General features: G+C 43.4%; 20 protein-coding genes and 2 tRNA genes. 5 read left to right on the forward strand and 17 right to left on the reverse strand.

From position 1 onward, the window contains the following. Positions 1-76 precede the first annotated feature (76 nt). The 8 genes from E0H77_RS09365 to ettA all read right to left on the reverse strand — a co-directional run bounded on the left by E0H77_RS09365 (position 77) and on the right by ettA (position 10599). On the reverse strand, positions 77-3208 hold the full coding sequence (locus E0H77_RS09365) for an efflux RND transporter permease subunit (protein ID WP_131377357.1): 3132 nt from the start codon (positions 3206-3208) through the stop codon (positions 77-79). Further along, positions 3198-4397, reverse strand: a complete 1200-nt coding sequence (locus E0H77_RS09370) for an efflux RND transporter periplasmic adaptor subunit (RefSeq protein WP_131377359.1) — start codon at positions 4395-4397, stop codon at positions 3198-3200. The genes E0H77_RS09365 and E0H77_RS09370 overlap by 11 nt, the downstream gene beginning before the upstream one ends. Next, positions 4397-5716, reverse strand: coding sequence for a TolC family protein (locus E0H77_RS09375; RefSeq protein ID WP_228258314.1), 1320 nt, complete (start codon positions 5714-5716; stop codon positions 4397-4399). Before E0H77_RS09375 ends, E0H77_RS09370 begins: the two co-directional genes overlap by 1 nt. 47 nt (positions 5717-5763) lie before the next feature. Then, entirely contained in the window at positions 5764-6159 is a 396-nt protein-coding gene (locus E0H77_RS09380; RefSeq protein WP_131377361.1) for a cation efflux protein, CzcI-like, read from the reverse strand. A 382-nt stretch (positions 6160-6541) separates the two neighbouring features. Next, positions 6542-7216 carry a glycosyltransferase family 2 protein gene (locus tag E0H77_RS09385; protein WP_004898969.1) on the reverse strand — a complete coding sequence of 225 codons (675 nt, stop codon included), beginning with the start codon at positions 7214-7216 and terminating at the stop codon, positions 6542-6544. Beyond that, positions 7213-7767 carry a DedA family protein gene (locus E0H77_RS09390; protein ID WP_228258315.1) on the reverse strand — a complete coding sequence of 185 codons (555 nt, stop codon included), beginning with the start codon at positions 7765-7767 and terminating at the stop codon, positions 7213-7215. Before E0H77_RS09390 ends, E0H77_RS09385 begins: the two co-directional genes overlap by 4 nt. An 18-nt stretch (positions 7768-7785) precedes the next feature. Beyond that, positions 7786-8937, reverse strand: a complete 1152-nt coding sequence (locus E0H77_RS09395; protein WP_131377365.1) for a ceramide glucosyltransferase — start codon at positions 8935-8937, stop codon at positions 7786-7788. Beyond that, positions 8938-10599, reverse strand: coding sequence for an energy-dependent translational throttle protein EttA (gene ettA / locus E0H77_RS09400; RefSeq protein ID WP_131377368.1), 1662 nt, complete (start codon positions 10597-10599; stop codon positions 8938-8940). 268 nt (positions 10600-10867) lie between these two features. Here ettA and E0H77_RS09405 point away from each other — a divergent pair, with 268 nt between their 5' ends. Continuing rightward, a complete protein-coding gene (locus E0H77_RS09405; RefSeq protein WP_131377371.1) occupies positions 10868-12145 on the forward strand; it encodes an O-acetylhomoserine aminocarboxypropyltransferase/cysteine synthase family protein in 1278 nt (425 codons plus the stop codon). Between the two features lie 270 nt (positions 12146-12415). Further along, complete coding sequence (locus E0H77_RS09410; protein ID WP_131377374.1) at positions 12416-13303, forward strand: SDR family NAD(P)-dependent oxidoreductase; 888 nt, start codon at positions 12416-12418, stop codon at positions 13301-13303. Between the two features lie 46 nt (positions 13304-13349). Here the strand turns inward: E0H77_RS09410 and E0H77_RS09415 are convergent, their stop codons facing one another. Both E0H77_RS09415 and E0H77_RS09420 read right to left on the reverse strand, forming a co-directional pair. Then, positions 13350-13865, reverse strand: a complete 516-nt coding sequence (locus tag E0H77_RS09415) for a DinB family protein (protein ID WP_416240509.1) — start codon at positions 13863-13865, stop codon at positions 13350-13352. Positions 13866-13946: 81 nt separating this feature from the next. Next, positions 13947-16301 carry a Tex family protein gene (locus tag E0H77_RS09420; RefSeq protein ID WP_131377377.1) on the reverse strand — a complete coding sequence of 785 codons (2355 nt, stop codon included), beginning with the start codon at positions 16299-16301 and terminating at the stop codon, positions 13947-13949. A 316-nt stretch (positions 16302-16617) separates the two neighbouring features. Here E0H77_RS09420 and ompR point away from each other — a divergent pair, with 316 nt between their 5' ends. The 3 genes from ompR (at position 16618) to scpC (ending at position 20573) form a co-directional block, all read left to right on the forward strand. Next, a complete protein-coding gene (ompR, locus tag E0H77_RS09425) occupies positions 16618-17382 on the forward strand; it encodes an osmolarity response regulator transcription factor OmpR (RefSeq protein WP_004898958.1) in 765 nt (254 codons plus the stop codon). A 15-nt stretch (positions 17383-17397) separates the two neighbouring features. Further along, complete coding sequence (locus E0H77_RS09430; protein WP_416240510.1) at positions 17398-18810, forward strand: ATP-binding protein; 1413 nt, start codon at positions 17398-17400, stop codon at positions 18808-18810. A 269-nt stretch (positions 18811-19079) separates the two neighbouring features. Further along, positions 19080-20573: a succinyl-CoA:acetate CoA-transferase ScpC gene (gene scpC, locus E0H77_RS09435; RefSeq protein ID WP_131377380.1), complete on the forward strand. Its 1494-nt coding sequence runs from the start codon at positions 19080-19082 to the stop codon at positions 20571-20573. 111 nt (positions 20574-20684) lie between these two features. Here the strand turns inward: scpC and E0H77_RS09440 are convergent, their stop codons facing one another. The 7 genes from E0H77_RS09440 to E0H77_RS09465 all read right to left on the reverse strand — a co-directional run bounded on the left by E0H77_RS09440 (position 20685) and on the right by E0H77_RS09465 (position 25120). After that, the gene (locus tag E0H77_RS09440) at positions 20685-21944 is read right to left on the reverse strand and encodes an OmpP1/FadL family transporter (RefSeq protein ID WP_131377382.1); all 1260 of its coding nucleotides are present in this window, start codon (positions 21942-21944) and stop codon (positions 20685-20687) included. A gap of 341 nt (positions 21945-22285) precedes the next feature. Further along, on the reverse strand, positions 22286-23032 hold the full coding sequence (locus E0H77_RS09445; protein WP_131377385.1) for a hypothetical protein: 747 nt from the start codon (positions 23030-23032) through the stop codon (positions 22286-22288). 39 nt (positions 23033-23071) lie between these two features. After that, complete coding sequence (locus tag E0H77_RS13990) at positions 23072-23200, reverse strand: hypothetical protein (RefSeq protein WP_265937314.1); 129 nt, start codon at positions 23198-23200, stop codon at positions 23072-23074. Positions 23201-23302: 102 nt separating this feature from the next. After that, positions 23303-23650 (reverse strand): cupredoxin domain-containing protein, encoded by a 348-nt coding sequence (locus tag E0H77_RS09450; protein ID WP_131377388.1) that lies wholly within the window; start codon positions 23648-23650, stop codon positions 23303-23305. Positions 23651-24355: 705 nt separating this feature from the next. Further along, positions 24356-24431, reverse strand: a tRNA-Phe gene (locus E0H77_RS09455). Between the two features lie 128 nt (positions 24432-24559). Next, positions 24560-24635, reverse strand: a tRNA-Phe gene (locus tag E0H77_RS09460). 83 nt (positions 24636-24718) lie between these two features. After that, a complete protein-coding gene (locus tag E0H77_RS09465) occupies positions 24719-25120 on the reverse strand; it encodes a GNAT family N-acetyltransferase (protein WP_131312960.1) in 402 nt (133 codons plus the stop codon). Between the last annotated feature and the right edge of the window lie 15 nt (positions 25121-25135).

Genomic DNA, 25135 nt, shown 5'->3' on the forward strand with positions numbered 1-25135 from the left:
CTCCTGTTTTTATGGTGATATGAACCACGTTAGACAAAATGCTGCACTTTGTCCAACGTGATTAGTTTAAAAATGATTAACTGGATTTTTCATTGAGCCAGCGATAAATCACAGGCAATAACAGCAAAGTCAGTACTGTTGACGACAAAATTCCGCCAATCACCACGGTTGCCAAAGGTCGTTGCACTTCCGCACCCGTACCCGTGGCAAGTGCCATAGGAATAAAGCCCAAAGATGCAACACAGGCAGTCATGAGCACAGGTCTTAAACGCAAAACGGCCCCCTGCCATGTGGCGCGATGTACATCATAGTTCTCGCGTAACTCTTTAATAAAACTTAGCATGACCAAACCATTCAGCACGGCTACACCCGAAAGTGCAATAAAGCCCACACCTGCCGACATCGACAAAGGAATATCACGCAGCCACAGCGCAACCACACCGCCAGACAAGGCAAACGGTACACCACTAAACACCAACAGGCTGTCCTTAATATTGGAAAATACGGCCATCAGCAAGGCAAAAATCATCAATAATGCCAAAGGAATCACCAACTGCATTCGCGCTTTTGCCGAAACTAAGTTTTCAAACTGACCACCAAAACCTAACCAATAGCCTGTGGGCAATTGATGCTGCTGCAAAGTTTGCTGCATCTCTGCTACAAATGAACCCAAGTCACGCTCCCGCACATTGGCAGTGACCACCACACGGCGCTTACCTTGCTCACGACTGACTTGACTGAAACCCAATATTTGCTCAACTTTGGCAATATCTTGCAGCTGAATCAGCCCACCATTGGGGAGTTGGATCGGTAATTGTGCCAATTGCTGCGTGGTACGTGACTCTTCTGGCAAACGCACCACAAAGTCAAAACGTCGATCACCCTGTAGAATCTGCCCGACATTTTGTCCCCCAATACTACTCGCCACCAAATCCTGTACCGATTTGACCGACAAACCATATTGCGCCGCTAAAGCAGCATCAATCGCGACATTGAGCACAGGCAGTCCTGAAGTTTGCTCAACCTTGACTTCGCTTGCCCCCGAAATACCTCGCAGTTTTTGGGCAATCTTTTCGGCTTCCTGATTCAGCACAGTCATATCATCACCAAAAATTTTCACCCCGACATCGCTGCGAATGCCTGAAATCAGCTCATTAAAACGCAGTTCAATCGGTTGCGAAAACTCACTGTTATTGCCTGCCAGTGTTGCGACAAATTTCAGCATCTGCTCACGTAGCTGATTAGTAGTTTCTTGTGGATTGGGCCATTGCTCACGTGGTTTAAGTAAAATCACCCCATCGGAAATATTGGGCGGCATCACATCAGTGGCAACTTCGGCTGTGCCTGTCCGCGCAAAAATTGCTTTAATTTCAGGGAATTTTTGCAATAGTTGCTGCTCGGCCTGTTCCTGCATTTTCAGTGATTGTTCAATGCCTGTACTTGGCGCACGCATCAACTGTACTGCAAAGTCTCCTTCACTCAAGGTCGGCGCAAACTCACTGCCGACTCGGGTGGCCAATACTCCTGTCAGTAATAACAAACTTAACGCTGCAGTCAGTACTACAATCCGATATTGATACGCACGGTCTAGAGCATTCGCATAGCTTTGTTGCAGGGTCAGCATCCAACGGCTTGGTTTTTCCTGTACTTTGCCTGTCACACATAAAGCCGCTGCCGCAGGCACAAATGTCACTGACAAAATCATTGCGCCGACTAACGCAATCACCACGGTCAGTGCCATCGGGTGGAACATTTTGGCTTCCACCCCTGACAAGGCAAAAATCGGTAAATACACCACCATAATAATGGCTTGCCCAAAAATCAGCGGACGACGTGCTTGCTTAGCCGCCAAAAACACTTCGCGAAAACGCTCGCTACGGGTTAACAATCTGCCTGTTCGGTGCTGGGCTTCCGCCAAACGCCGAATACAGTTTTCTACGATCACCACCGCACCATCAATAATGATGCCAAAATCCAGCGCACCCAGACTCATCAGGTTGGCACTGATATTTTGTTTTGCCATGCCTGTCAGGGTAAACAGCATCGCCAGCGGAATAATACAGGCAGTAATCAGCGCAGCCCTGAAATTCCCCAAGAAGATAAATAGAATCACGATGACCAGCACCGCGCCTTCAATCAGGTTTTTCGCCACGGTTTTAATGGCTTTATCCACCAGTGAAGTTCGGTCATATACCGTTTCAATCACCACACCTTTCGGCAGGCTTTTTTGAATCTGCTGCATTTGAGCATGTACCGCTTTGGCAACCGTGCGGCTATTTTCACCCATCATCATCATGGCAATGCCAAGCACGGTTTCCTGACCTTTGTAGGTTGCACCGCCTGTGCGCAAGTCATGCCCAATGGCAACACGTGCCACATCAGCTACCCGTATCGGCAAGCCATTTTTATTGGTGACACTGATATTTTCAATATCCTGCACCGAGTTCAGTACACCTGGTACACGCACCGTGAGCTGCTGACCATTGTCTTCAATGAAGCCTGCACCACGGTTTTCGTTGTTATCCCGTAGTGCAGTGTGCAAATCACTCAGCGGAATTTGTAGTTGTTGCAGACGCTTTAAATCAGGGGCAACCACATAGGTTTTGTTATAACCACCAATACTGTTAATTTCCGCCACGCCCTGCACACGGCGTAACTGCGGACGCACAATCCAGTCCTGAATCTCACGTAAATCCATTCCGGTATAGGCTTGCCCATCTGGCTTTTTGGCATTTGGTTCAGCTTTAACCACCCACTGGTAAATCTCGCCCAAACCTGTTGAGATGGGTGAAAGTTGCGGTTCGATGCCGTCGGGCAACTCGGCTTTAGCCTGCTGAAGTTGCTGGCTAATCAGTTGTCGTGCCCAGTAAATATCGGTGCCATCTTCAAAAATAATCGTGACTTGCGACAGCCCATAGCGGGAAATCGAGCGGGTCTGCTGCAAATGCGCAATGCCCGCCATCGCGGTTTCAATCGGATAGGTAATGCGCTGCTCGACTTCCAGTGCAGTAAATCCATTGGCTTGTGAGTTAATTTGCACCTGTACATTGGTAATGTCAGGCACAGCATCAATCGACAGTTTCTGATAGCTGTACACTCCAACGCCAATCCAAGCACAAGTAAACAGCATCACCCACAGGGCATTTTGAATGGCGAACTGAATGATTCGGTCAAACCAGCCTTCAGGCTGTGGCAGTTTAGTGTCCATGCTCAGCCTCGCCTTTTTCCATTTCCGACTTCAGTACAAAACTGCCTGCCGAAACATAACGCTGCTCGGCTTTGAGTCCCGACACAATTTCGACCCACTGACCATCACTCGAATAAGTTCCTAACTGCACTTCAGCAGGCTGAAAATGGGTTTTATCCTTTTCGGCTTTTGCCACAAAAACCACATTTTTGCCTTCAAGCTGTTGCACGGCGGTTTTGGTGACCCGTAACACCTGTTTCGGCTGTTCAGCATCAAACAGGACATTGACCATCAGGTTTGGACGTAATTCGCTCGAAGCCTCCAGCACTTTGGCACGCACTTTTAAGCGCCCCGAAGATTTATCTGCTTCGGTACTCAGGCTTTGTATCTGTGCTTGGAAAATCTTGCCTGTTTGTAAGGACTTAAACTGGATTTTTTGCTCAGGTTGCAAATGCTGCGCTGAACTTGGCAACACAAATTCGAGCCACAATTGCCCCAGTTGATCAATGGTAAATAGTTGATCACTGAGCTGCACATTTTCCCCAACCACCAAGTCTTTATTGCTGATCACTCCAGAAATCGGTGCATACAATACATAGCGTCCCTGACTGTTGGCATTCACCCCATATGCACTCAAACGGGAACGTGCTGCCTGTACGGTAATTTGCGCTTGGCGGTAGGTACTATAAGCGCGCTGATAATCCTGCTTTGCAGAAATCCCCTGCTGCCAAAGCTGGCGCTCACGTTGATAATCTTGCTCGGCAAGCTGTAAATTTTGCTGCACCATGCTCAGATTGGCTTGCTGATCGACCACATCAGGGACAAACAAGGTGGCTAATGCCTGCCCACGTTTCACTTGCTGACCTAGTTCGACATTGACTTGTTCCACACGCCCCGCAAAACTTGGAGAAACATGTGCTTGCTGATCGGTATTGACCAACAGCGTGGCAGGATAACTGATACTTTGCTTGACCTCACCATAGGTGACTTGTGCCAGTTGAATCCCTTGCTGCTGAATTTGTGCCGAACTAAATTCCACACCTTCTGACTCAGAAGCATGTCCTGCTTCTTTTTGCTCGCTGTGTTCAGTTTCACTTTTCGCACCCGAATTCTTTTTATTGCTCAACAATAAGGCTGCAGCCAACACCACAGTCGACAGCACGATTACCACGACCCAGAACAATTGGGATTTTTTGATTACATTCAACATTATTGTGCTCCTGCAAGATTGGTGGAAAAACGCTGTTGGATTTGGGCAATGGCATCTTCTGCACCGACCACACTCGGCTCAATACCCAAAGCCAAACTTTCAGCTTCAAGTGCTTTTTGCCAGACATTTTTTAACAGCTGTGCCTGTTGTAGACGCTGCTGCTGCAGTTGCAGATTTGCCTGCTGCACATCACTCATGGCGTATTTCCCTGCCTGAAAACCTTGCAAGGTTTTTTGTAAAATCCCCTCTGACAATGGAATTTTCTGATCTTTCACCAGACTCAGTTGCTGGTTCAAATTGCGTAGCTCCAACAGGGCTGTCGCAATTTGCTGTTCAGAATTTTGACGGTAGCGTTGCTGCTGTATATCTAAATAATTGGCTTTAGCACGTGCCATCTGCTGGGCATATTGCTGCCGATTAAAAATCGCGAACGGTATTTCAAGCCCAATGCGTAACCGCTGATCATGATTATTTTGATTGGCGGTTTGACTGCGCACCATGCCCACCAACAGGGTTGGATTGGGGCGTGCCTGCGCACGCAAATGCTGAATCTGTGCCTGTTGTTGCTGGCTTTGCAGTTGTAAACTACGCGCAAATAAATTGTTCTGCTGATGCTGTTTGATCTGAGATTCAGCACTGTTCAGTGGATCTTCAAGTTGAACATCACGTGCATCACTGTTGGTTTCACCCCACAAATGTGCCAGTTGGCTCTGTGCTATCTGGACGGCCTGTTGAGCTTGCTGATCGCGTTGTTGATTTTCAATATGCACCATCAAACCACGGTCTAAATCTAACTGGGAAATACTCCCCGCCCGATAACGCAGGCGGGTGGCATCGAGTAATGCCTGACTGCTTCGTAGCTGTGCTTGAATCAGTTGATGCTCTTGCTGCAAGACAGCCAATTGCACCCAGCGATATTTGAATGCCAGTTGTAACTGTGCCTGATATAACAGATGATCTAATTCAAGTTGTGTCAGCTCAAGTTTTGCCAGTTGCTGTGCCGTGCGATGCTCACCAAACAGATCCAGTTTCTGCGACAGATTGATTTCCAGTTCGCGATCCTGACTAGAACCAAAACCAGTTTGCTGAACAGAAAGACTTGGGTTTTCCCACAAACGACTCTGTTGCTGTTGTGCATTGGCAATGCTTTCGCGTGCCTGCCACATCCCTTGCTGTGCCTGATATTGCTCAACTTTTTTAAAAGCTTGCTGAAAACTTAGCGAATGATCTACAGCATACGCCATAGAAGTTGCCATGCTGCATACACCCAGCAGCATGCTGCAACGCCATGCCTGTGCATGGAAGAAAGAAAAAGACATTGGTTTGCCCCGTAATCAAAAAAATATTACGGTGGGCGATTTTTCGGCTACCCCACCAATAGCGGGGCAAAAACAGGCGGTGGATTGGGGAGAAACACATCAGGTGACTGGTATAAATTGTTCCAGTCATAATGCCGCAGAACCTGCATAGAGGCATATTGCGGTGTAAGCGTTTGCACCTGTACAAAGACTACGCCAGGTGAAAAAGAAGGTAAATGATCGCTATGATCCTGAACATCGGGTGGGTCACCTACTGTGTTCGCTACATTCGAATGCTGTGCTACATGCTCAGATGACAATTGATGATGTCCAAAATGCGCTGAACTCGATTTTTGTATCGCAGGTTGGTTTTCATGAGTGCAAAATGCCGCTGCCACATTCCAAACACTTTGGAACATGAACAAAGTCAGCAAGATGGTGATAAAAACACTGCAACGTTTCAACGCAGAAGCTCTCGAACGATTCCGCGCAAATATAACAGCTTTATGACATGTTATAGAATCACGTTTTAAATTTTATATGAACATGACAATACTTCGATAAAGCAAAAACTTCTAGACCGATTCAATAAAAGTAAATACAACAATTAAACCAATGCCATACATAACAGAGCGTAACAGCCTGCGAACTGTAGATTCAGGGTGTAGGTGTTGTCCCAAAATTAAATTTAAAAATGAAAACAGCGACCTATGATGATAGAAATGCAACCTGAAATTATTCTTTTTGCAAGACAGTGCCAATCTAGCCTTGGAACCATTTTTAAAATTACTTATAAAATTTTAAATATAACCAATAGTTAGCTATGACTAGATTGCAAAATCTTATTCACTTTCTTTTGTTAAACCACATTCTCACTATTTGCATGCTTGCTTTATGCAGTGGGACGGTATTAAAAATATCTCGCAGCATCTGGATATCTGCCATACCTCCTTGTAACCACCCCATTTTTTTCGCTTTATATGGGCTCATGACATCAGGCCAGCGCACAACTTTAATTCGGGAATGATCTGCAAGCCATAAATGATTCAACCAAACCTCCAACCCAAAACGGGGCAGCGTTCCGATTTCATCCAGATATTTCATCACCTGATCACGCCTGAAGATACGCTCTCCTGAAATATAGTCCAATCCAATCACTTGCCACGGCAATGGACTATTACCACGCAAACTTAAAGACACATCAGCCGAACCAGAGCATATCGGTTCAGCCAATGCCGTAATGTCCGATGCGGTTAATCCAATCAGGTCAGCATCAAGCAAAAGTACATGACTTCCCGATGCAGCAGAAATTCCCGCCGCAACAGCATTACTTTTCCCACCGTTACGCTCTAAACTAATGACTTTAACGCCAGATCGCTGCGCGACTTCAACCGTATTGTCTGTCGATCGATCATCGACAACAATAATTTCATCGACAAGCGCATGCCCACAGACTGCATCCAGTACTTTTTCAATACGGGGTGCTTCATTGTAGGCAGGAATAATACAACTTAATTTCATGAAGTTCTCTTCAGCCAAAAAATGCTGACAAAAACAATAATCACCAGAAAAATCAAAGAGATCATTCCAATCCAGTGATCGACCCGATTAACAAAATTTCCACAGCCATAGCCGATCGCAACAAAAAAAAGACTTTTAGGAATCGTCGATACGGCGCTATAAAAAACGAACGGAAGAAAACGCATTCTTGCAATTCCAGCCCCCAACAAAACCGCGATACCAGCGGAATGTGTGAGCTTGCCAATAACAATAAGTTTTCCGCCCTCTACATCAAATTTACTAACCAATCCATCTAGTCTGGCTGGGTTCAATCCCAAACGCTGCATCCATTTCGGTGGAACACTTCCCTTTTTCACCATGCCACGACCGACCAGATAAAAGCAAATATCACCAATCAGATCGGCTATGATCACCACCACAATCACAGTCAGCAGACTGAAATAATTTAGACGTGCCAGATAAGCCGCAATCACAGTAACAATTGGCCCTTCAATCACGGCTAAAGGCGTTAACAGTAGCAAGCCATGTGTTTTTATGAGAGCTTCCGTCATCGAGAGATCAAACAAGGATTAATGCTCCATCTCTTTATGCTCTTGCACATTGACAGAAGCAGGACTATTCATCGCATTCCCATGCCACACAAAACTGCGGCCCGCCCAACACCATAGCCATAGCAATGGCAATAATATGTCACGAATGATCATTGCGCATACATCTCTGGCAGTATGCGGCCAACCAAGCATCTTCGCCATCATCCACTCAGCACCATACCATAAAATAAAAACAACAGGAGGAAGTGCCCAGGGAACCATCTGTACATCAGCCAGATAAATCAGGCTAGCCATTACTGGTACAGACCCTAACAATATTTCAGGAATAAATAACCAGAAAAAACCAAGCCGACGGATACGCGCCCAGCGTAACTGCCGATCCCAGACCGCGCGTAATGTTCGCTCGCCAATCGGCTGACCAAAAGGACGTGGCGTTAAATGAACTTTCAAACCTGCATCTCTAACCAGTTTTGTCGATGCAACATCTTCAGCTAATTCATGCCCCAATGCAGCCAATCCACCACGCTGATCAAGAACATCTCTGCGCCAAAACAGGGTCTTGCCCTGTGCAAATCCAAGACCGATTGCATCGGATAAAAACTGCCAGCGTGCCTGATGTGTATTCAATAATGCGGCTTCAACTGCCCCCCACAAATTCATTGGTCGAATGCCAATTGCAGGTGAACTCACGAGTCCTGTGTCTTGCTCATCAAAGCTCAAGATTAATGAGCGCAGATAGTCTGGCGGAAGCAACAGATTACTGTCTGCCATGGCAATCCATTGAGCAGATGTGTTCTGCCACGCCTTCTCCATGTTATTGAGTTTAGGGTTTTTCGTAATCAGATCATTTCCAATCAGGAGTTTGGCCGATATTTCAGGATGGCAGGCCATCAACCGATTGACATAAGGAATCACAGGATCTTGTGCAGAAGCTACACAAAAAAGGATGTCATAACATGGGTAGTCCTGTTTAAAACAGGATAAGAGTAATTCTTCTGCAAAATTATCTAGACCACAGAGTGGTCGAATCAGTGTAATGTGTGGTGTTTTTTTAAGAATAGAAGAATGAATCGGCGAATTTAGTCGCCGAAAAGCAACATAAAGAGAGCCAAGCTGCACAATCAATAATGTGCAGCTTGCTATCCCGGCAATAATTGCTAACAGTGCCATTTATCCACTGATTTTTTTGTATTTGGTACGCTTTTGTACCGCATCGTCGCCTAAACGTGCCAAGCGGTATGCTTCATACTCAGCATAGTTGCCTTCGTAGAATTCAGGTTGTTCATTTTCAAATGACAAAATGTGCGTTGCAATACGGTCAAGGAACCAACGGTCATGCGATACCACCATCACTGTACCTGGGAATACCAAAATGGCATCTTCAAGCGCACGTAAAGTTTCGATATCCAAGTCGTTCGATGGCTCATCCAGTAAGATCACGTTTGCGCCCATTTGCAGGATTTTCGCCAGTTGTAAACGGTTACGCTCACCACCTGACAATTCGCCTACACGTTTTTGCTGATCTTGACCTTTAAAGTTAAAGCGACCGATATAAGCACGTGATGGAATTTCATAATCGCCAATTTTTAAGATATCCAAACCGCCAGAAACTTCTTCCCAAACAGTTTTGTTGTTATCTAAGGTGTCACGAATCTGACCGACATACGCCACTTTAACCGACTCACCCAACGTTACCGTACCTGTATCTGGCTGTTGTTCACCAGTCATCATACGGAACAGTGTGGTTTTACCCGCACCGTTTGGACCCACGATACCCACAATTGCTGTAGGCGGCACGGTAAAGCTGAGGTTTTGGTACAGTAAGCGGCCGTCAAATGATTTGCTGATGCCTTCCACTTCTACCACTTTATTGCCTAGGCGTGGACCAGGTGGAATATAGATTTCAGACGTTTCGTTACGCTGTTGGAATTCGCGTGAGTTAAGCTCTTCAAAACGCTCCATACGCGCTTTGTTTTTCTTTTGTTGGCCTTTGGCATTTGAACGAACCCATTCAAGTTCTTTCTTCAATGCTTTAGCAAAAGACTCTTCTTGCTTGTTCTCTTGTTCTAGACGCGCATTCTTTTGCTCTAACCAAGAAGAATAGTTGCCTTGATACGGAATACCATGTCCGCGGTCAAGCTCCAAAATCCACTCGGCAACGTTATCTAGGAAATAACGGTCATGCGTAATCGCCACAATAGTGCCCGCAAAGTCTTTCAAGAAACGCTCTAACCAAGACACAGACTCAGCATCCAAATGGTTCGTCGGTTCGTCTAGAAGCAACATGTCTGGCTTAGATAAAAGCAAACGACACAACGCAACACGACGACGCTCACCACCTGACAGTAAAGTCACGTCAGCATCCCAAGCTGGAAGGTTCAACGCAGCTGCGGCTTGATCCATTTGGTTGCTGAGGTTATGCGCATCCCATGAATGGATAATCGCTTCTAATTTTTCTTGTTCTTTCGCTAACTTATCAAAGTCTGCATCTTCAGATGCATATTCAGCAAACACTTCGTCCAAACGCGCCAAAGCATCTAATGGTTCACGTAAACCATCTTCTACGTTGCCACGAACGTCTTTATTTGGATCGAGCGGTGGTTCTTGCTCTAAATAACCGATTTTGATACCCGGTTGCGCACGTGCTTCACCAGAAAAATCTTTGTCTACGCCCGCCATAATACGAAGCAAGGTCGACTTACCTGCACCGTTTAAACCAAGTACACCAATTTTTGCACCCGGGAAAAATGACAAAGAGATGTCTTTTAAGATTTCGCGCTTAGGCGGAATCATCTTAGACACTCGGTTCATCGTATAAATATATTGGGCCACTTAGGACTCCTCAATTGAAAAAGCAAAACATCGCAAACCGCGACAAAAATTGCTCGCATTATACGATGAATCAGTCAAAAACATAAGACTATCGCCTAGATCATGTCAGCAGTTTGTGACAATTCATTGTCAAAGGTGATACTGTATATTTTCCACGCAGTCGTATATTGCATAAATTTAGATAAGTAATCCATAAAAGCATATACATATTGCAATTAAAAGATTTTAAACTCAATAAATATAAACACATAGGACAAGACAACAACACATGAGCCATAAAGACGAAACCCTTGCGATTCATGCAGGTTACAGCCCAGAAGCCACCACCAAAGCCGTTGCTGTTCCGATTTACCAAACGACATCTTATTCTTTTGACAACACGCAGCATGGCGCCGATTTATTTGATCTCAAAGTTCAGGGCAATATCTATACTCGCATCATGAACCCGACCACGGCCGTCTTGGAGCAGCGTATCGCAGCGTTAGAAGGTGGAATTGGGGCATTGGCGCTGGCATCGGGTATGGCAGCCATTACTTATGCCATTCAGACCATTGCTGAGGCAGGTGACAATATTGCATCAGTTTCGACTTTATATGGTGGCACGTATAACCTGTTCGCCCATACCCTGCCGAAGCAAGGTATCGAAGTTCGTTTCTTTGATTATCAACAACCTGAACAACTTGCCTCACTCATTGATGAAAAAACCAAGCTGGTGTTTGTCGAATCGATTGGCAATCCTTTAGGTAATATTATTGATTTAGAAAAAATTGCCGAAATTGCCCATGCACATGGCATTCCTGTCGTTGTCGATAACACTGTTGCCACGCCAGTATTGCAAAAATCGTTTGAATTTGGGGCAGATATCATTGTGCATTCTCTCACCAAATATATTGGCGGGCATGGCAATAGTATTGGTGGAATTATTGTCGACAGCGGTAAATTTCCATGGGGACAATACCCTGAACGCTTTAAATCTTTAAACACACCTGATCCAAGTTATCATGGTGTCAACTATGTCGAAGCTTTGGGCGAAGCAGCGTATATTGCCCGAGCACGCGTTGTACCATTACGCAATACAGGCGCAGCGATTAGTCCCTTTAATGCATTCCTGATTTTACAAGGTCTGGAAACTCTCTCCCTGCGTATGCAGCGCCACACTGAAAATGCACAGCGTGTTGCTACATACTTACAGCAGCACCCAAAAGTCAAATGGGTCAACTACGCAGGCTTGCCTGAGCATCCACAACATGCGCTGGCACAAAAATATGTACAGGGTAAACCTTCTGCGATTTTATCTTTTGGGGTACAAGATGGCTTGGCAGGTGGTACACGTTTTATTGATGCCTTACAACTGTTTACCCGTCTAGTGAATATTGGGGATGCCAAAAGCCTGGCGTGTCACCCTGCCACCACAACACACCGTCAGCTCAATCCAGACGAACTAAAAGCTGCCGGAGTCAGTGAAGATATGGTACGGTTATCCATCGGCATTGAACATATTGATGACTTGATTGCTGACCTTGAGCAGGCACTTAATGCTGTTTAAAAAACTGATCGTTTTGCATACTTTTTAGTGCCCTTGATCAGGTAAAAACATACCACTAATACAATTTATGTTTTAATCATTAAATTGTTACAATAAATAGAGCAATTGCTCTATTTATTATTTATAAATTCATACACTTACCCCTAGCTTTTCCTTCAATATTGGTTGTATGATTTTTTAGCATTCTCTTTCTTTTAGCGAGAGAAGCAACATTCCATAAAATAATTAAATACCCATTTTTTTTAAATCAAATCGAGGCAGGCTAAACACGTGGATAAAAAACTTGAAAAAATATTCCAAGGGAAAGTGCACGGCAAAATCGCATTAGTAACCGGAGCTTCAAGTGGCATTGGTATGACGGTCGCTAAAAAACTGGCCAGCGCAGGTGCACACGTACTCTTGGTCGCTCGTACTGAAGAAAAACTTGTAGAAGTCAAAACTGAAATTGAAGAAAGTGGTGGTCAAGCATCGGTGTACCCATGTGACCTAAATGACATGGAAGCGATTGATGCTGTCGCCAAACAAATTTTGGCCGATGTCGACCACATTGATATTTTGATTAACAATGCAGGACGCTCGATTCGCCGCGCTGTACATGAATCACTGGATCGTTTTCATGATTTTGAACGCACCATGCAGCTCAACTACTTTGGTGCAGTACGTTTGGTATTAAATATCTTGCCACACATGATTAAACGCAAACATGGGCAAATCATCAATATCAGTTCAATTGGTGTTCTTGCCAATGCCACACGTTTTTCAGCTTATGTGGCATCCAAAGCTGCACTTGATGCCTTTAGCCGCTGTTTGTCTGCTGAAGTTCATTCTCACAAGATTTCCATTACAACTGTGTATATGCCCTTAGTCCGTACACCAATGATTGCACCAACCAAGATTTACAAATATGTACCGACCCTGTCACCTGAACAGGCAGCAGACCTCGTCGCGTATGCGATTGTGAAAAAACCGAAGAAAATCGCCACGCATTTGGGTTATCTGTCTTCACTCACTTATGCGATTGCCCCCGAAATTAACGATAGACTCATGTCCATCGGCTTTAATCTGTTCCCAAGCTCTACCGCTTCGGTCGGTGAAAAAGAAAAATTAAATTGGGTTCAACGTGCCTATGCACGACTATTTCCAGGTGAGCACTGGTAAACAGCTATTTCACCAAGCCTGCTCAATACAGGCTTGGTTTCAATTTTTATTGTAAATTCTGCTGCTCTTCAACCAACATATACACCAAATCCAACTCAGGGCAAGCATAGCCCATCGCTGTCAGTGCTGCACTTATTTGTCCACGATGATGCGTGCCATGATTAAATACATGCACTAAAGTTGCTGCATACGGTAATGACTTTGGCTGCCCTGTTGATGTTTGATAATTTAAATTTCCTGCCAAATCCTGTGGATTCACTGCATTTAAAAATGTGATCCAATTCAATGTCTTTTCTTGTAATGTTTGAATTAAAACATGCCGATCCTGTTCAACAATCGTATTGAGCTTAAGCGCTGGTGAATGTCCTTGTGCAAAACGCGCAAACCACAATTCATGCTCACCCAGCAAAAGATGATTCAACGTCCCAAAAATACTTTGAAAAAATAATCCACGATCTCGATAAAAATCAGCATCCGTCACATCAGCTAAAGACTGGCTTAATTTTGTAGTTGCCCAAATATTATAACGTGCCAGCAACTGCAAGCTTTCTAGATTGATCATTGTTATTCCCTTATTTTTTCAATCTTTTTTAATTGTATGTCATAAAAAAACCTCCCCGAAGGGAGGTTTCATCAGTTCAAATTATTTTGAACCTTTAATTCCTGCTTGTAGCAACAACGCACCTAAACCACCAATTTTTTGCTCTTGTGGTTTATGGTTTTGAGGTTTTTGACCACCTTGACGTTGTGAGCGCTCACCTTGAGGGCGTGATTGCTGACGTTTTGGTTTACGATCCGCTTGTTCAGCAGAGTTTTCACGACGTGGTTGACGCTGTGCTTTCGCTGGTGCTTGCGACCCTTCAGGACGCATACTCAAATTCACACGATGACGTTCTGCATCGACCTGAATTACACGCACTTTCACGATTTGACCTGGTTTCACCACTTTATGTGGGTCAGAAACAAATTCATTTGCCAATTCAGAAATATGCACTAAACCATCATGATGCACACCAATATCTACAAACGCGCCAAAATTAGTCACGTTTGTCACAACACCTTCAAGTTCCATGCCTTCAGTCAACTGAGCGACATCGGTAATATCTTCACGGAACTTGGCTGTACGGAATTCTGGACGTGGGTCACGACCTGGCTTTTCAAGTTCAGACAAAACATCTTGAATGGTCGGTAAACCAAATTGTTCATCGACGAACTGTGTCGCATCAACTTGACGAATAATTTCAGTATTGCCAATGATATCTTTAACTGTCGTTGCTTTCGCAGCCACAATTTTCTCAACCAAGCCATAACTTTCAGGGTGAACAGCAGAAGCATCTAACGGCTCAGCACCTTCCTGAATACGCAAGAAACCTGCTGCTTGTTCAAAAGTACGTTCACCTAAACGTGGCACTTTTTTCAAGGCTTGACGCGTATCAAAACGACCATGCTCTTTACGATATTCGACAATTTGCTGAGCAATCGATTTATTTAGGCCTGCAATATAGCCCAAAATCGCCGCAGATGCCGTGTTGACATCAACACCTACCGCATTCACACAGTCCTCAACAACAGCATCTAGGGTTTTCGCTAAACCTGTTTGATTAACATCGTGTTGGTACTGACCTACACCAATTGATTTTGGATCGATTTTCACCAACTCAGCCAGTGGGTCTTGTAAACGACGGGCAATCGAAACTGCACCACGAATCGAAACATCAAGTTCAGGTAATTCTTGTGATGCAAGCTCACTTGCCGAATACACCGATGCACCTGCTTCGCTGACCGTAATACGCGTCAACTGAAGGTCAGTGTTTTGCGCCATCATTTCCACAACTACAGCTTCAGTTTCACGGCTTGCTGTGCCGTTACCAATCGCAATCAATTCAACCTGATGTTCACGGCAAAGACGTGCCAACTCAGCAATTGAACCTGCTTTATCTTCTTTTGGTGCAAATGGATAAATCGTGCTGTGTGCAACTACATCGCCTGACTGATTTACAACAGCCAATTTCACGCCTGTACGGATACCAGGGTCAACACCCAGCGTACAACGTGCTCCTGCTGGTGCAGACAACAACAAGTGACGTAAGTTTTCAGCAAAGACATTCATCGCCTCCGCTTCAGCTGCCAAACGTTTCTCTGTCAGTAAAGAATGTTCGATTTGCGGGCGAATTTTACCAAGCCAAAATAGTTTCGCAGTTTGCTTTAAGAAATCTTGACGCGCTTGCGGCTGAACCTGATCCAGATTGTACTCAGTTTCGATACGTACTAATGCAGGATCATCTTCACCATCGACTTTTAAGCCCAAGACATTTTCTTGGCGACCACGTAACATTGCCAACAAACGATGCGATGGAACTTTGTTGAAATTTTCTGAAAACTCAAAGTAGTCGCGGAACTTTTTGCCAACTTCTTTTTTCTCATCAGAAGCAACCGCACTTTTTAAAATGGCAGTTTTTGCAAATAGCGCTTTTAATTCTGTGGTCAGTGCAATATTTTGCGCCCAGTCATCAATAATAATGTGCTGAACCGCATCAAGTTGGCTGTCGACATCTGGATAATCAGCATGTTCAAAGCCTGCTAATGCAGCAGCTGGTTCAATCTGTTCAACCAAGATCTTCTCTGCGGCAACGCCTAAGCCAGCTTCTTTCGCTTTAAAGGATTTGCTGGTACGTTTTGGGCGGTATGGCGCATAAATTTCTTCAAGCCCATTCTTGGTGTCTGCTGCATTGACGCGTGCCAATAAATCATCATTGAGCTTGTTTTGTTCTTGTAATGATTGAATTACTTTTTCACGACGCTCGTAGAGATCACGCAAATAACTCAAGCGCGTATCGAGCTGACGTAGTTGTGTATCGTCTAAGCCTTGGGTGACTTCTTTACGGTAGCGGGCAATAAACGGAACACTTGCGCCTTCATCAATTAAGCGAATCGCAGCTTCTACTTGGTTCGGACGTACGGCAAGCTCGCTTGCCAACTGCTGAACGAGGTCAGTCATCGTGTTTGATCCCATAAGGAATAAGAACTAAAAGCAGTGATTATAAAGACCATGCTCGTAAAATCTACAGAAATTATGTCCAAAAACTAAAATTATCATCATCATTTAGTTGTTTCTTGGTTTTTCCGTTCTTAATATGGCTTATATTTGGGAAAAAGAGCTGGATAAAATCAATTGAATAAAATTTAGGTAAAATAACTTAGACGACTGTATATATTTGTTAATTTGAGCAAATTAATACATAGCAATAAGTATTATGAAAGCATTATACTCAAAGCATCGACTATTATATAAATGATAATCAAGGGAGCACTTCATGAGTTTAGTGGTACCTGCTGACAATAAAGATGTCGCACTTCACGACACTGATCGCGTTGAACGAATTTTGGTCGTAGATGATGACGTTCGTCTTCGTACTTTATTGCAACGTTTTTTAGAAGATAAAGGCTTTGTCGTGAAAACTGCTCACGATGCCACTCAAATGGATCGCTTGTTACAACGTGAGTTGTTTTCACTGATCGTGCTCGATTTCATGCTGCCTGTGGAAGATGGTTTAAGTATCTGCCGTCGTTTACGCCAGTCCAATATTGATACACCAATCATTATGCTCACTGCACGTGGCAGCGATTCTGACCGTATTTCAGGTCTAGATGCAGGTGCAGATGACTATTTGCCAAAGCCATTTAACCCAAATGAATTGCTTGCGCGTATCCGTGCCATTTTACGTCGCCAAGTGCGTGAAGTTCCAGGCGCACCAAGCCAGCATATGGAAGTGGTGAGTTTTGGCCCTTGGTCACTCGACTTGTCAACTCGCACCTTGACTCGTGAAGGTCAAGTGGTCACCTTAACCACAGGTGAGTTTGCTGTCCTTAAAGCACTGGTACAGCATCCGCGTGAACCGTTAACTCGTGACAAGCTGATGAACCTTGCTCGTGGTCGTGAATGGGGTGCAATGGAACGTTCAATTGACGTACAGGTTTCTCGCTTGCGCCGCCTCATTGAAGATAACCCTGCACGTGCCCGTTATATTCAAACCGTTTGGGGTGTCGGCTATGTGTTTGTTCCAGATGGTGCTGAATAATTAGGGCGATCTTACGTGACACCTGAACCAAATAACCCGAAGAATAATATTGTTCTCGATTCTTCGGGTTACTATGCAAAACCACGAAGCCAATTTGAACGCCTTTTAGACAAATTAAAACCGCGTTCAGCTGCACTACGCACCACAGTTCTTGTGACTTTTGTGGTGTGTTTTAGCTTGTTTATGTCGCTATGGTTCATTTGGCGCACCCTATACTTGCCTGAGCTGCAACAACACGCAGGTTATCTGGCAATTGAATCGGAAATTATTCATAATCCAAATTTTAAAATTATAAATAATGGCAAGGAAGTCCCCGTCGATGCATGGCTCAATAAACGTTTAGGCGTCGAGTTCATTACCGATGATAGCAAACGCCCAGCAATTATTGACAAACCGATTGCCGATTTCTTTACCAACCGTATTGAGAAAAGTTTAGCTAGTTCAATTAACGCCGACCAAAAAGATGTTACGGTATTTTTTAAATTCAAGCCTACACCGAGTATTTGGGTACAAACTCCGAATATGCATGGTGGATGGATTCGTGAACCTTTAAAAAATTACGCAAACTATAGTTTGGAACTGATTTTAGGATGGTTTCTCGGTGTCCCAATTTTATCTGCCATTATTATTTTAACATTGGTGCGTCAGCTTAACCGCCCACTGAAACGCCTGCAAAATGCGGCTAACAGTTATAGTAAAACAGGTAAAGCTCCCTTTTTAACGACCAACCATGGCCCTTTAGAGATTCGAGAGGTCAACCAAGCGTTTAACCATATGATTTATACGCTTGAGCAAATTGAGAAAGACCGCCAGATTATGCTAGCAGGTATTTCCCATGACTTACGAACTCCCCTGACCCGTATTCGCCTGACTGCCGAAATGCTACCCGATGAATTTTTGCGTGACGGATTGATTTATGACGTTGAAGATATGGACGCGATTTTAAATCAGTTCATTTCCTATATGCGAGATGGATCGGATGAAGAACTTTCTGATACCAATATCAATACCTTGCTGCAAGAGCTAGTCGTACAGTTTAAACCACTGGATATTCGCTTTACACCAGAACCACTACCGATCATTCCTGCACGAAGCTTATCGCTCAAGCGCCTGATTGGGAATTTAATCAATAACTCCAAACGCTATGGTGCAGAACCGATTGAGCTTTCAGCCAGTGTTGATGCTGACAAAATCAAGATTTGTGTTGCCGATCATGGTGAAGGCATTCCTGCCGATCAAATCGAAGAATTGATGCAGCCTTTTGTACGTGGCAATAGTGCTCGTACCGTTCAGGGCAGTGGCCTAGGTCTGGCAATTGTGAAACGTATTGTCGATATTCATCAGGGTGAACTAACTTTACGTAATCGTGCTGAAGGTGGATTTGAAGCGATTATTTTGTTGCCTGTTGCTAAAGCTGAAAAATTATAAAAGATCAACCCCCCTTTTGAACATCTGGAAAAAAACATTGCAATCCTGAAATAAAATGATCATTTATTCATCATTTTTTATTTAGACAAAGGTTTGATTTATTTTCAATAAAATAAACAATTTCAATGACTTAAAATTCATTTATTTACTTGATATTCATATTTATTTTAAAAATTAGACATTAGCCTAACAAGCATGAAAATTACCTAACCAGAGGGTAGAATCGCCTCTGCATAACTTAAAAATCCATTTTTTTTTGAGAGTAGAACATGTCATTAGATCGTATTCGCTTAGCTTCATTACATGACAAAGTCATTTCAGCCGAGCAAGCAGCAGAACTAATTCAAGATGGTATGACAGTAGGGATGAGCGGTTTTACTCGTGCTGGTGAAGCAAAAGCAGTTCCTTTGGCCTTAGTAAAGCGCGCCAAAACAAATCCATTAAAAATTAGCCTAGTGACTGGGGCAAGTTTAGGAAACGACCTAGACAAACAGTTGACTGAAGCGGGTGTACTTGCTCGTCGTATGCCTTTCCAAGTTGACAATACACTACGCAAAGCCATCAACAATGGTCAAGTCATGTTTATTGACCAACATTTGTCTGAAACTGTTGAGCAAATGCGTGGCTACCAAATTAAGCGCCCAGAAATCGCAATCATTGAAGCTGTTGCTATTACTGAAACAGGTAGCATCATTCCAACAACCTCTGTAGGTAACTCTGCAAGCTTTGTAGAATACGCTGACCAAGTCATTGTTGAAATCAATACCTCTGTAAGTACTGATTTTGAAGGCGTACATGATATTTACATTCCAACACCACGCCCAAACCGCGAACCAATTCCTTTAACTTATTCTGAACAACGTATTGGTACTACAGGTATTAACGTTGACCCTGCAAAAATTGCAGCGATTGTCTTCAATGATACACCAGACTCTCCATCTAACGTGACTGACCCAGATGAAGAAACTCAAGCGATTGCCAATCACCTTATTGATTTCTTCGAACAAGAAGTTGCCGAAGGTCGCTTGCCACATAATCTAGCACCATTACAAGCAGGGATTGGTTCAATTGCTAATGCCGTATTAACAGGTTTTAAACACTCAAGCTTTGAAAATCTGGTGATGTATTCTGAAGTATTACAAGACTGTACTTTTGAATTGATCGATGCTGGTAAAATGACCTTTGCTTCAGGCTGTTCAATGACCTTGTCTGAAAAATGCGGCAACCGCGTATTCGGTAACTTGGCTCACTACAAAGACAAATTCGTACTACGCCCACAAGAAATTTCAAACATTCCTGAAATCGTGCGTCGTTTAGGCATCATCGGTATCAATACTGCACTTGAATTTGACATTTACGGTAACGTGAACTCAACACACGTTTGTGGTACTCACATGATGAACGGTATTGGCGGTTCAGGTGACTTCGCTCGTAATGCCAACATTGCAATCTTTGTAACCAAATCAATTGCAAAAGGCGGTGCGATCTCTTCTGTAGTACCAATGGCATCTCACGTTGACCATGCCAACCATGACGTCGACATTTTAGTCACTGAGCAAGGTCTTGCCGATCTTCGTGGTCTCGCTCCACGTGAACGCGCGCGCGCCATTATCGACAACTGTGCACACCCTGATTACAAAGCTGCCTTAAATGATTACTTTGACCGTGCTTGTGAAAAAGGTGGTCAAACTCCTCACGTTCTTGAAGAAGCGCTTTCTTGGCACATCAACTTCAAAACAACAGGTAAAATGCTGACTGACTAATTAAGCCCAGTATTGAATTTTCATGGTTATTACCATGAAAATTCAGATATAAAAAAGCACGCTTGAAAGCGTGCTTTTTTATATCTGAATTTTGATTCGAACGATGAAAATCTAGAATTTTAAGCTGTATTCCATCCCAATAATGTCCTGATCCATGCTCAAATTCGCCTGCCCTCCACCAAATGCTGGTGAAATTGAACCATGCACCGTTTTTTCCAGTGCACGAGTATAAGCAAGACTGACTTCCTGCTTACGATCAATATTCCATGTTGCTCCAATACTCACATGCTGTTGTACTACACCCGGCGCCAAAATATTCAGAAAAGTCTGATTTGCCTGTACTGGCTGATCGTTATAACTATATCCCGCGCGTAAAGTCAGTTTTGGCAATGCCTGATAGGTCGCAGAAACCTTATAGACATTAATATCTTTCCAGCCAAAACCTGGCCCGTTGGCTGTTCCAAAAGTATTCCCCGCCATCACCTGTGCAACATCGAGTTGATTACCCACCGATTTAACATCAGAATAGTTAATACGCTGATAATCAGCAGCAACCGATAATGTTGGCGTCAACTGATAGTTCAGACCCACACCATAATTTTCTGGTACATCAAAACTACCATTTTCGGCAAATAGACCTTCATACTTTTTAAAACGACTGGCATGAATTTTTGAGGCATAGGTTGCACCCACAGTCAGTTGATCATTGAGCTTGGCTGACCAGCCAATACGCGCCCCAACACCCGTTGAATCATCATTACCGCGGTTACTCATGGCATTTTTATCTTGGGAAAAACCACCAAAGACGTCTCCACCAATCCCTTTTGCCTGAAAACGCTGGTATAAAATATTGGCTGCTAGTGCAATCGACTGGTTATCTGCATATTTCCAAGAAATGGCAGGAGAAATAAATAGCTGACTTAAGCTAACCCCTGCACTACCTGTATTGTTAAAAGCAGCATACGGGTTCTTTTTATAATTGGTGTCCATGCCGCCATTACCATAAACCGTAATCCCCGCAGTCCACTGATCATTAATTGGGTGACTGTAACCAAAACTCGGAATGACAAAAGATTTGCGACTGTTCCCATCATAATGGCCATCTGCACCCGCACCATTCCCCACAATATCTGCTTCACGATCTGGCATAAACAGGGTTGCACTAGCATCAAAACGTTGCCCTATCCAGCTAAGACCTGCAGGGTTACTAGCAATAGTCAAACTGTCCTGAAAGTTAGCAATGGATGTCCCAGAATTACCTTGTGACGTCACACTATAAGCATTCATGAAATAACCATTGGTTGCAAAGGCATTGGTTACAAAGAAAGGAAGCATTGCTGCAAGAGCCAAGAGTTGGGGCTTCAATTTCATGATGGGTCATGTAGTAGTTAAGACATTCATATTGTATTCATTTTGAATATCTATTTTTATAATAAAAACTAAGATGCTTTCCATTATTTTTCATATAGAAGATTGGTGTTATCCATACCTAATCCAACTGAAAACCAAATCTCCAGTTCGGGTTATGGCACTATTTTTTCTACATTCTAAGCAATGTGTTATATCAGATTACTCCTTGCTGCTTCGAATAATGCTACAAAGCAACTCAGGCATGCAGCTCATTCAAAGACCATCGTGTTGCAAAAGCCCCGATCCTGATCGAGGCTTTTGATATTTCGGTAAGGATACGAAGTTAAATTTTCAACAGTATTTTAGAATTCGTATTCCATTTGCAAACGCAAGGTCGTGTTTGGCGTGGCATGATTTGTTCCTGCCAATACTGCAGTATTCCAGCGGATCGCTTGTTTGGTTCCTGTTTTGATTTTACCAAACAGTGCAGGGCCTATCTTAAACTCTTGCTCCGAAGAAGAGCGCCAGTTATCCCACTGCCCAACATTACCAAAAGCTTGTACACCCCATTCCAGTTTTTCGGTATTGCCCAGATGCTTCACTTGCACCTGATAATGTAGTTCAGTATCAAAAACTTCACTGGCATGCACATGTCTCTGGAACAGCACATTAAAATTGGCCTGATAATTGTTCCATAATGTCTGGAACATCGGACCATAGGTCAGCTCATAGCCTTCAGCATGATTTTGTGGGCGTTCCACCTCAAGTAAAAAGCCAACATCGACTGGATACTTGCCTGTCTCGGTCAGCTGGAAACGGTTTTCCCATTCCCATGCATCAAAACTGGTCGACTCGCCAGCTGGTTTGGCATACTTGGCATACAGTTCAGTGAACCACCATGGCGTTGGGGTAAAACCATAACCTATCGAATAGGCAGATTCTGAACGACCATCACGATTACGCTGGACACCAACCTTAGTGTCAATTTCCTGTTCGCCATACTCGATTGTAGGTGTACGTACATATTCATCGGGACCTGCATGCGCTGCAGTCATTAAAAACAGGCACAATAATGCTCCTGCCTGAAAGGCACTCTTGTTCACTAACATCTTTATTTCCTTTTCCTTGAGATAACTGCAGTAAGCTATTTATGCAGCAGTAACATGTGCTTTCATTTTTTTGGCAGCAAGCCAAATTATGGCAATTGAACTTAAATAAAATACGACCTGCATCTGAGTTGGCGTTGCTTCATAAGCCACCACTCCATGTAGCCGCATGCTTAGCGCAGAGTCATTACGAATCAGCCCCGATAAACAAGGTCGCTTCTAGCATCTCCCTGAAAACGGTTCATTCTGTTCCAAATATGGACAACCCTTTAATTAGTTGGCAACAACTGCACCCATTGCTGTTTCAGGATTAAATTCGCCAAAAAATTCATAGCGACCTGGTTTTAACGGGCCAATATAAATGACTGCCTTGGCTCCAGCTGGAATCCGTTTTTCACGGCTTAAGGAATGGCTTTCAAATTCCTCTGGTGTGGCATCCAGATTACTTACATTCAATTTAATCCGCTGATTCGCTGCAACTTTAATTTCTGCAGGTTCAAAACGGTGATTTTTAATCACCAAAGACTGCTCGGCATCAGCGGCATGTACTTGCACCATACTTGTTGCAGAAGCAAGCAAGACACCCAGAATCAATTTTTTTACAGAAAATTTCGTACGCATTGACAACACCTTGAGCAATTGAACATGAAACATACTAGGATTGTCGCAATAATAAATGATAATTAATACTAATCGCAAGTGAGAATTCTTAACTTTTATTGTATAAAACAATTGGATTTTTATGACAAGATCTTCTAAAACAGCATTCATCAGCCATTGAACAAAAAAATATCTTGTTGATTTAATAAAACATTAAGATCTTTTGACATTTACGATGCAAAAAAATAGCGTAGAAGTAAAATTTAATCGCCAAACTCAATTTATCCCTCATCATGTGCCGTACAACACTTACAAAGCAACATCGGTGAAAATAACTCAAAAATTCATTTAGCTATTCAAGCTAATATTCCCAAAAAAATTCAATATGCAATTAGATAACAATCACATGGATTGGTATTTATATAACATCAATTATTTAGTTAGGAATGCATTGACCAATCAAGTAGAGAAATGGCTATACATTATGGCAAGCCAAAATAAAATTATGGAAATTCTGTCGCCCTAGTTTTTATATTTATTTAGCAATCATGCTGAAATACCCACAGCCTCTAAACCATCCATTTTCCAAGAACGAATAAGCTGTACGGATATAACTTGGACAGATTTTATAGTTATGTAGCAACGTAACAAGATGAGCATCTGTTGATTTTAAAATAGCCACTCAATAAAAAACCCCAAACGCTATGTTTGGGGTTTTTTAGAATATGGTGGCGGGACCCAGGATCGAACTGGGGACACACGGATTTTCAATCCGTTGCTCTACCGACTGAGCTATCGCGCCAATTGCGTTGTATTAAGCCTGAACTTCATAAAAGTGTCAACGTAATATTTTGTTTTTAAACTTGTTTGACTAAGCTTTAAGCAAAAAAAATCCCTGATTAGGAATCAGGGATTGAAAACACAAATTCATGGTGGCGGGACCCAGGATCGAACTGGGGACACACGGATTTTCAATCCGTTGCTCTACCTACTGAGCTATCGCGCCAATGTGGGCGTATTAAACAATTTAATAGTTCAGACGTCAAGTATTAAATGCAAAAAAATGTATATTTGTGTATTTTTTCAGCATTATTTCAATGTGCTTGGAATAAGAGGCAGTTTGCCCAAATGCGCCAAACAACGATGAATAGCGCCACAACCCGGTATAAAATGCTCAACCTGTTTGTCCTGTTCCATACGGCAAACTTCAGCAACTAGTCGCTCGGCAACCCCGCGCCCACGGTTGGCAGGATGTACCACGATATACTGCAAGGTACGTTCATCCCCACTACCCGTACACCAAATTGCGCCAATAATACGGGTATTAAATTCTGCGGTATAAAGTAAGGTATACTGAGCAAGATTGTGCTCAAGTTGATCAACTGCATCTTGCCCGTCGCTAAATTCAGGGCTGGTATCGTATAAACGCTCAAGTTGATTGCGTATATCTTCATCGGCAATCGAAGTATAGGCATGTACGGTAATAGGCATTGATTAACCCTCCTG

It is taken from the genome of Acinetobacter brisouioides (assembly GCF_004331075.1).
Taxonomy (GTDB): Bacteria; Pseudomonadota; Gammaproteobacteria; order Pseudomonadales; family Moraxellaceae; genus Acinetobacter.

What these genes read in the sequence shown, in the direction of transcription:
- E0H77_RS09440 (WP_131377382.1), bottom strand. Translation starts at nt 21,944, where the DNA reads ATGAAATTGAAGCCCCAACTCTTGGCTCTTGCAGCAATGCTTCCTTTC.
- E0H77_RS09420 (WP_131377377.1), bottom strand. Translation starts at nt 16,301, where the DNA reads ATGACTGACCTCGTTCAGCAGTTGGCAAGCGAGCTTGCCGTACGTCCG.
- E0H77_RS09385 (WP_004898969.1), bottom strand. Translation starts at nt 7,216, where the DNA reads ATGAAATTAAGTTGTATTATTCCTGCCTACAATGAAGCACCCCGTATT.
- E0H77_RS09450 (WP_131377388.1), bottom strand. Translation starts at nt 23,650, where the DNA reads ATGCGTACGAAATTTTCTGTAAAAAAATTGATTCTGGGTGTCTTGCTT.
- E0H77_RS09375 (WP_228258314.1), bottom strand. Translation starts at nt 5,716, where the DNA reads ATGTCTTTTTCTTTCTTCCATGCACAGGCATGGCGTTGCAGCATGCTG.
- E0H77_RS09365 (WP_131377357.1), bottom strand. Translation starts at nt 3,208, where the DNA reads ATGGACACTAAACTGCCACAGCCTGAAGGCTGGTTTGACCGAATCATT.
- ompR (WP_004898958.1), top strand. Translation starts at nt 16,618, where the DNA reads ATGAGTTTAGTGGTACCTGCTGACAATAAAGATGTCGCACTTCACGAC.
- E0H77_RS09390 (WP_228258315.1), bottom strand. Translation starts at nt 7,767, where the DNA reads ATGACGGAAGCTCTCATAAAAACACATGGCTTGCTACTGTTAACGCCT.
- scpC (WP_131377380.1), top strand. Translation starts at nt 19,080, where the DNA reads ATGTCATTAGATCGTATTCGCTTAGCTTCATTACATGACAAAGTCATT.
- E0H77_RS09415 (WP_416240509.1), bottom strand. Translation starts at nt 13,865, where the DNA reads ATGATCAATCTAGAAAGCTTGCAGTTGCTGGCACGTTATAATATTTGG.
- E0H77_RS09405 (WP_131377371.1), top strand. Translation starts at nt 10,868, where the DNA reads ATGAGCCATAAAGACGAAACCCTTGCGATTCATGCAGGTTACAGCCCA.
- E0H77_RS09445 (WP_131377385.1), bottom strand. Translation starts at nt 23,032, where the DNA reads ATGTTAGTGAACAAGAGTGCCTTTCAGGCAGGAGCATTATTGTGCCTG.
- E0H77_RS13990 (WP_265937314.1), bottom strand. Translation starts at nt 23,200, where the DNA reads ATGCGGCTACATGGAGTGGTGGCTTATGAAGCAACGCCAACTCAGATG.
- E0H77_RS09395 (WP_131377365.1), bottom strand. Translation starts at nt 8,937, where the DNA reads ATGGCACTGTTAGCAATTATTGCCGGGATAGCAAGCTGCACATTATTG.
- E0H77_RS09370 (WP_131377359.1), bottom strand. Translation starts at nt 4,397, where the DNA reads ATGTTGAATGTAATCAAAAAATCCCAATTGTTCTGGGTCGTGGTAATC.
- E0H77_RS09465 (WP_131312960.1), bottom strand. Translation starts at nt 25,120, where the DNA reads ATGCCTATTACCGTACATGCCTATACTTCGATTGCCGATGAAGATATA.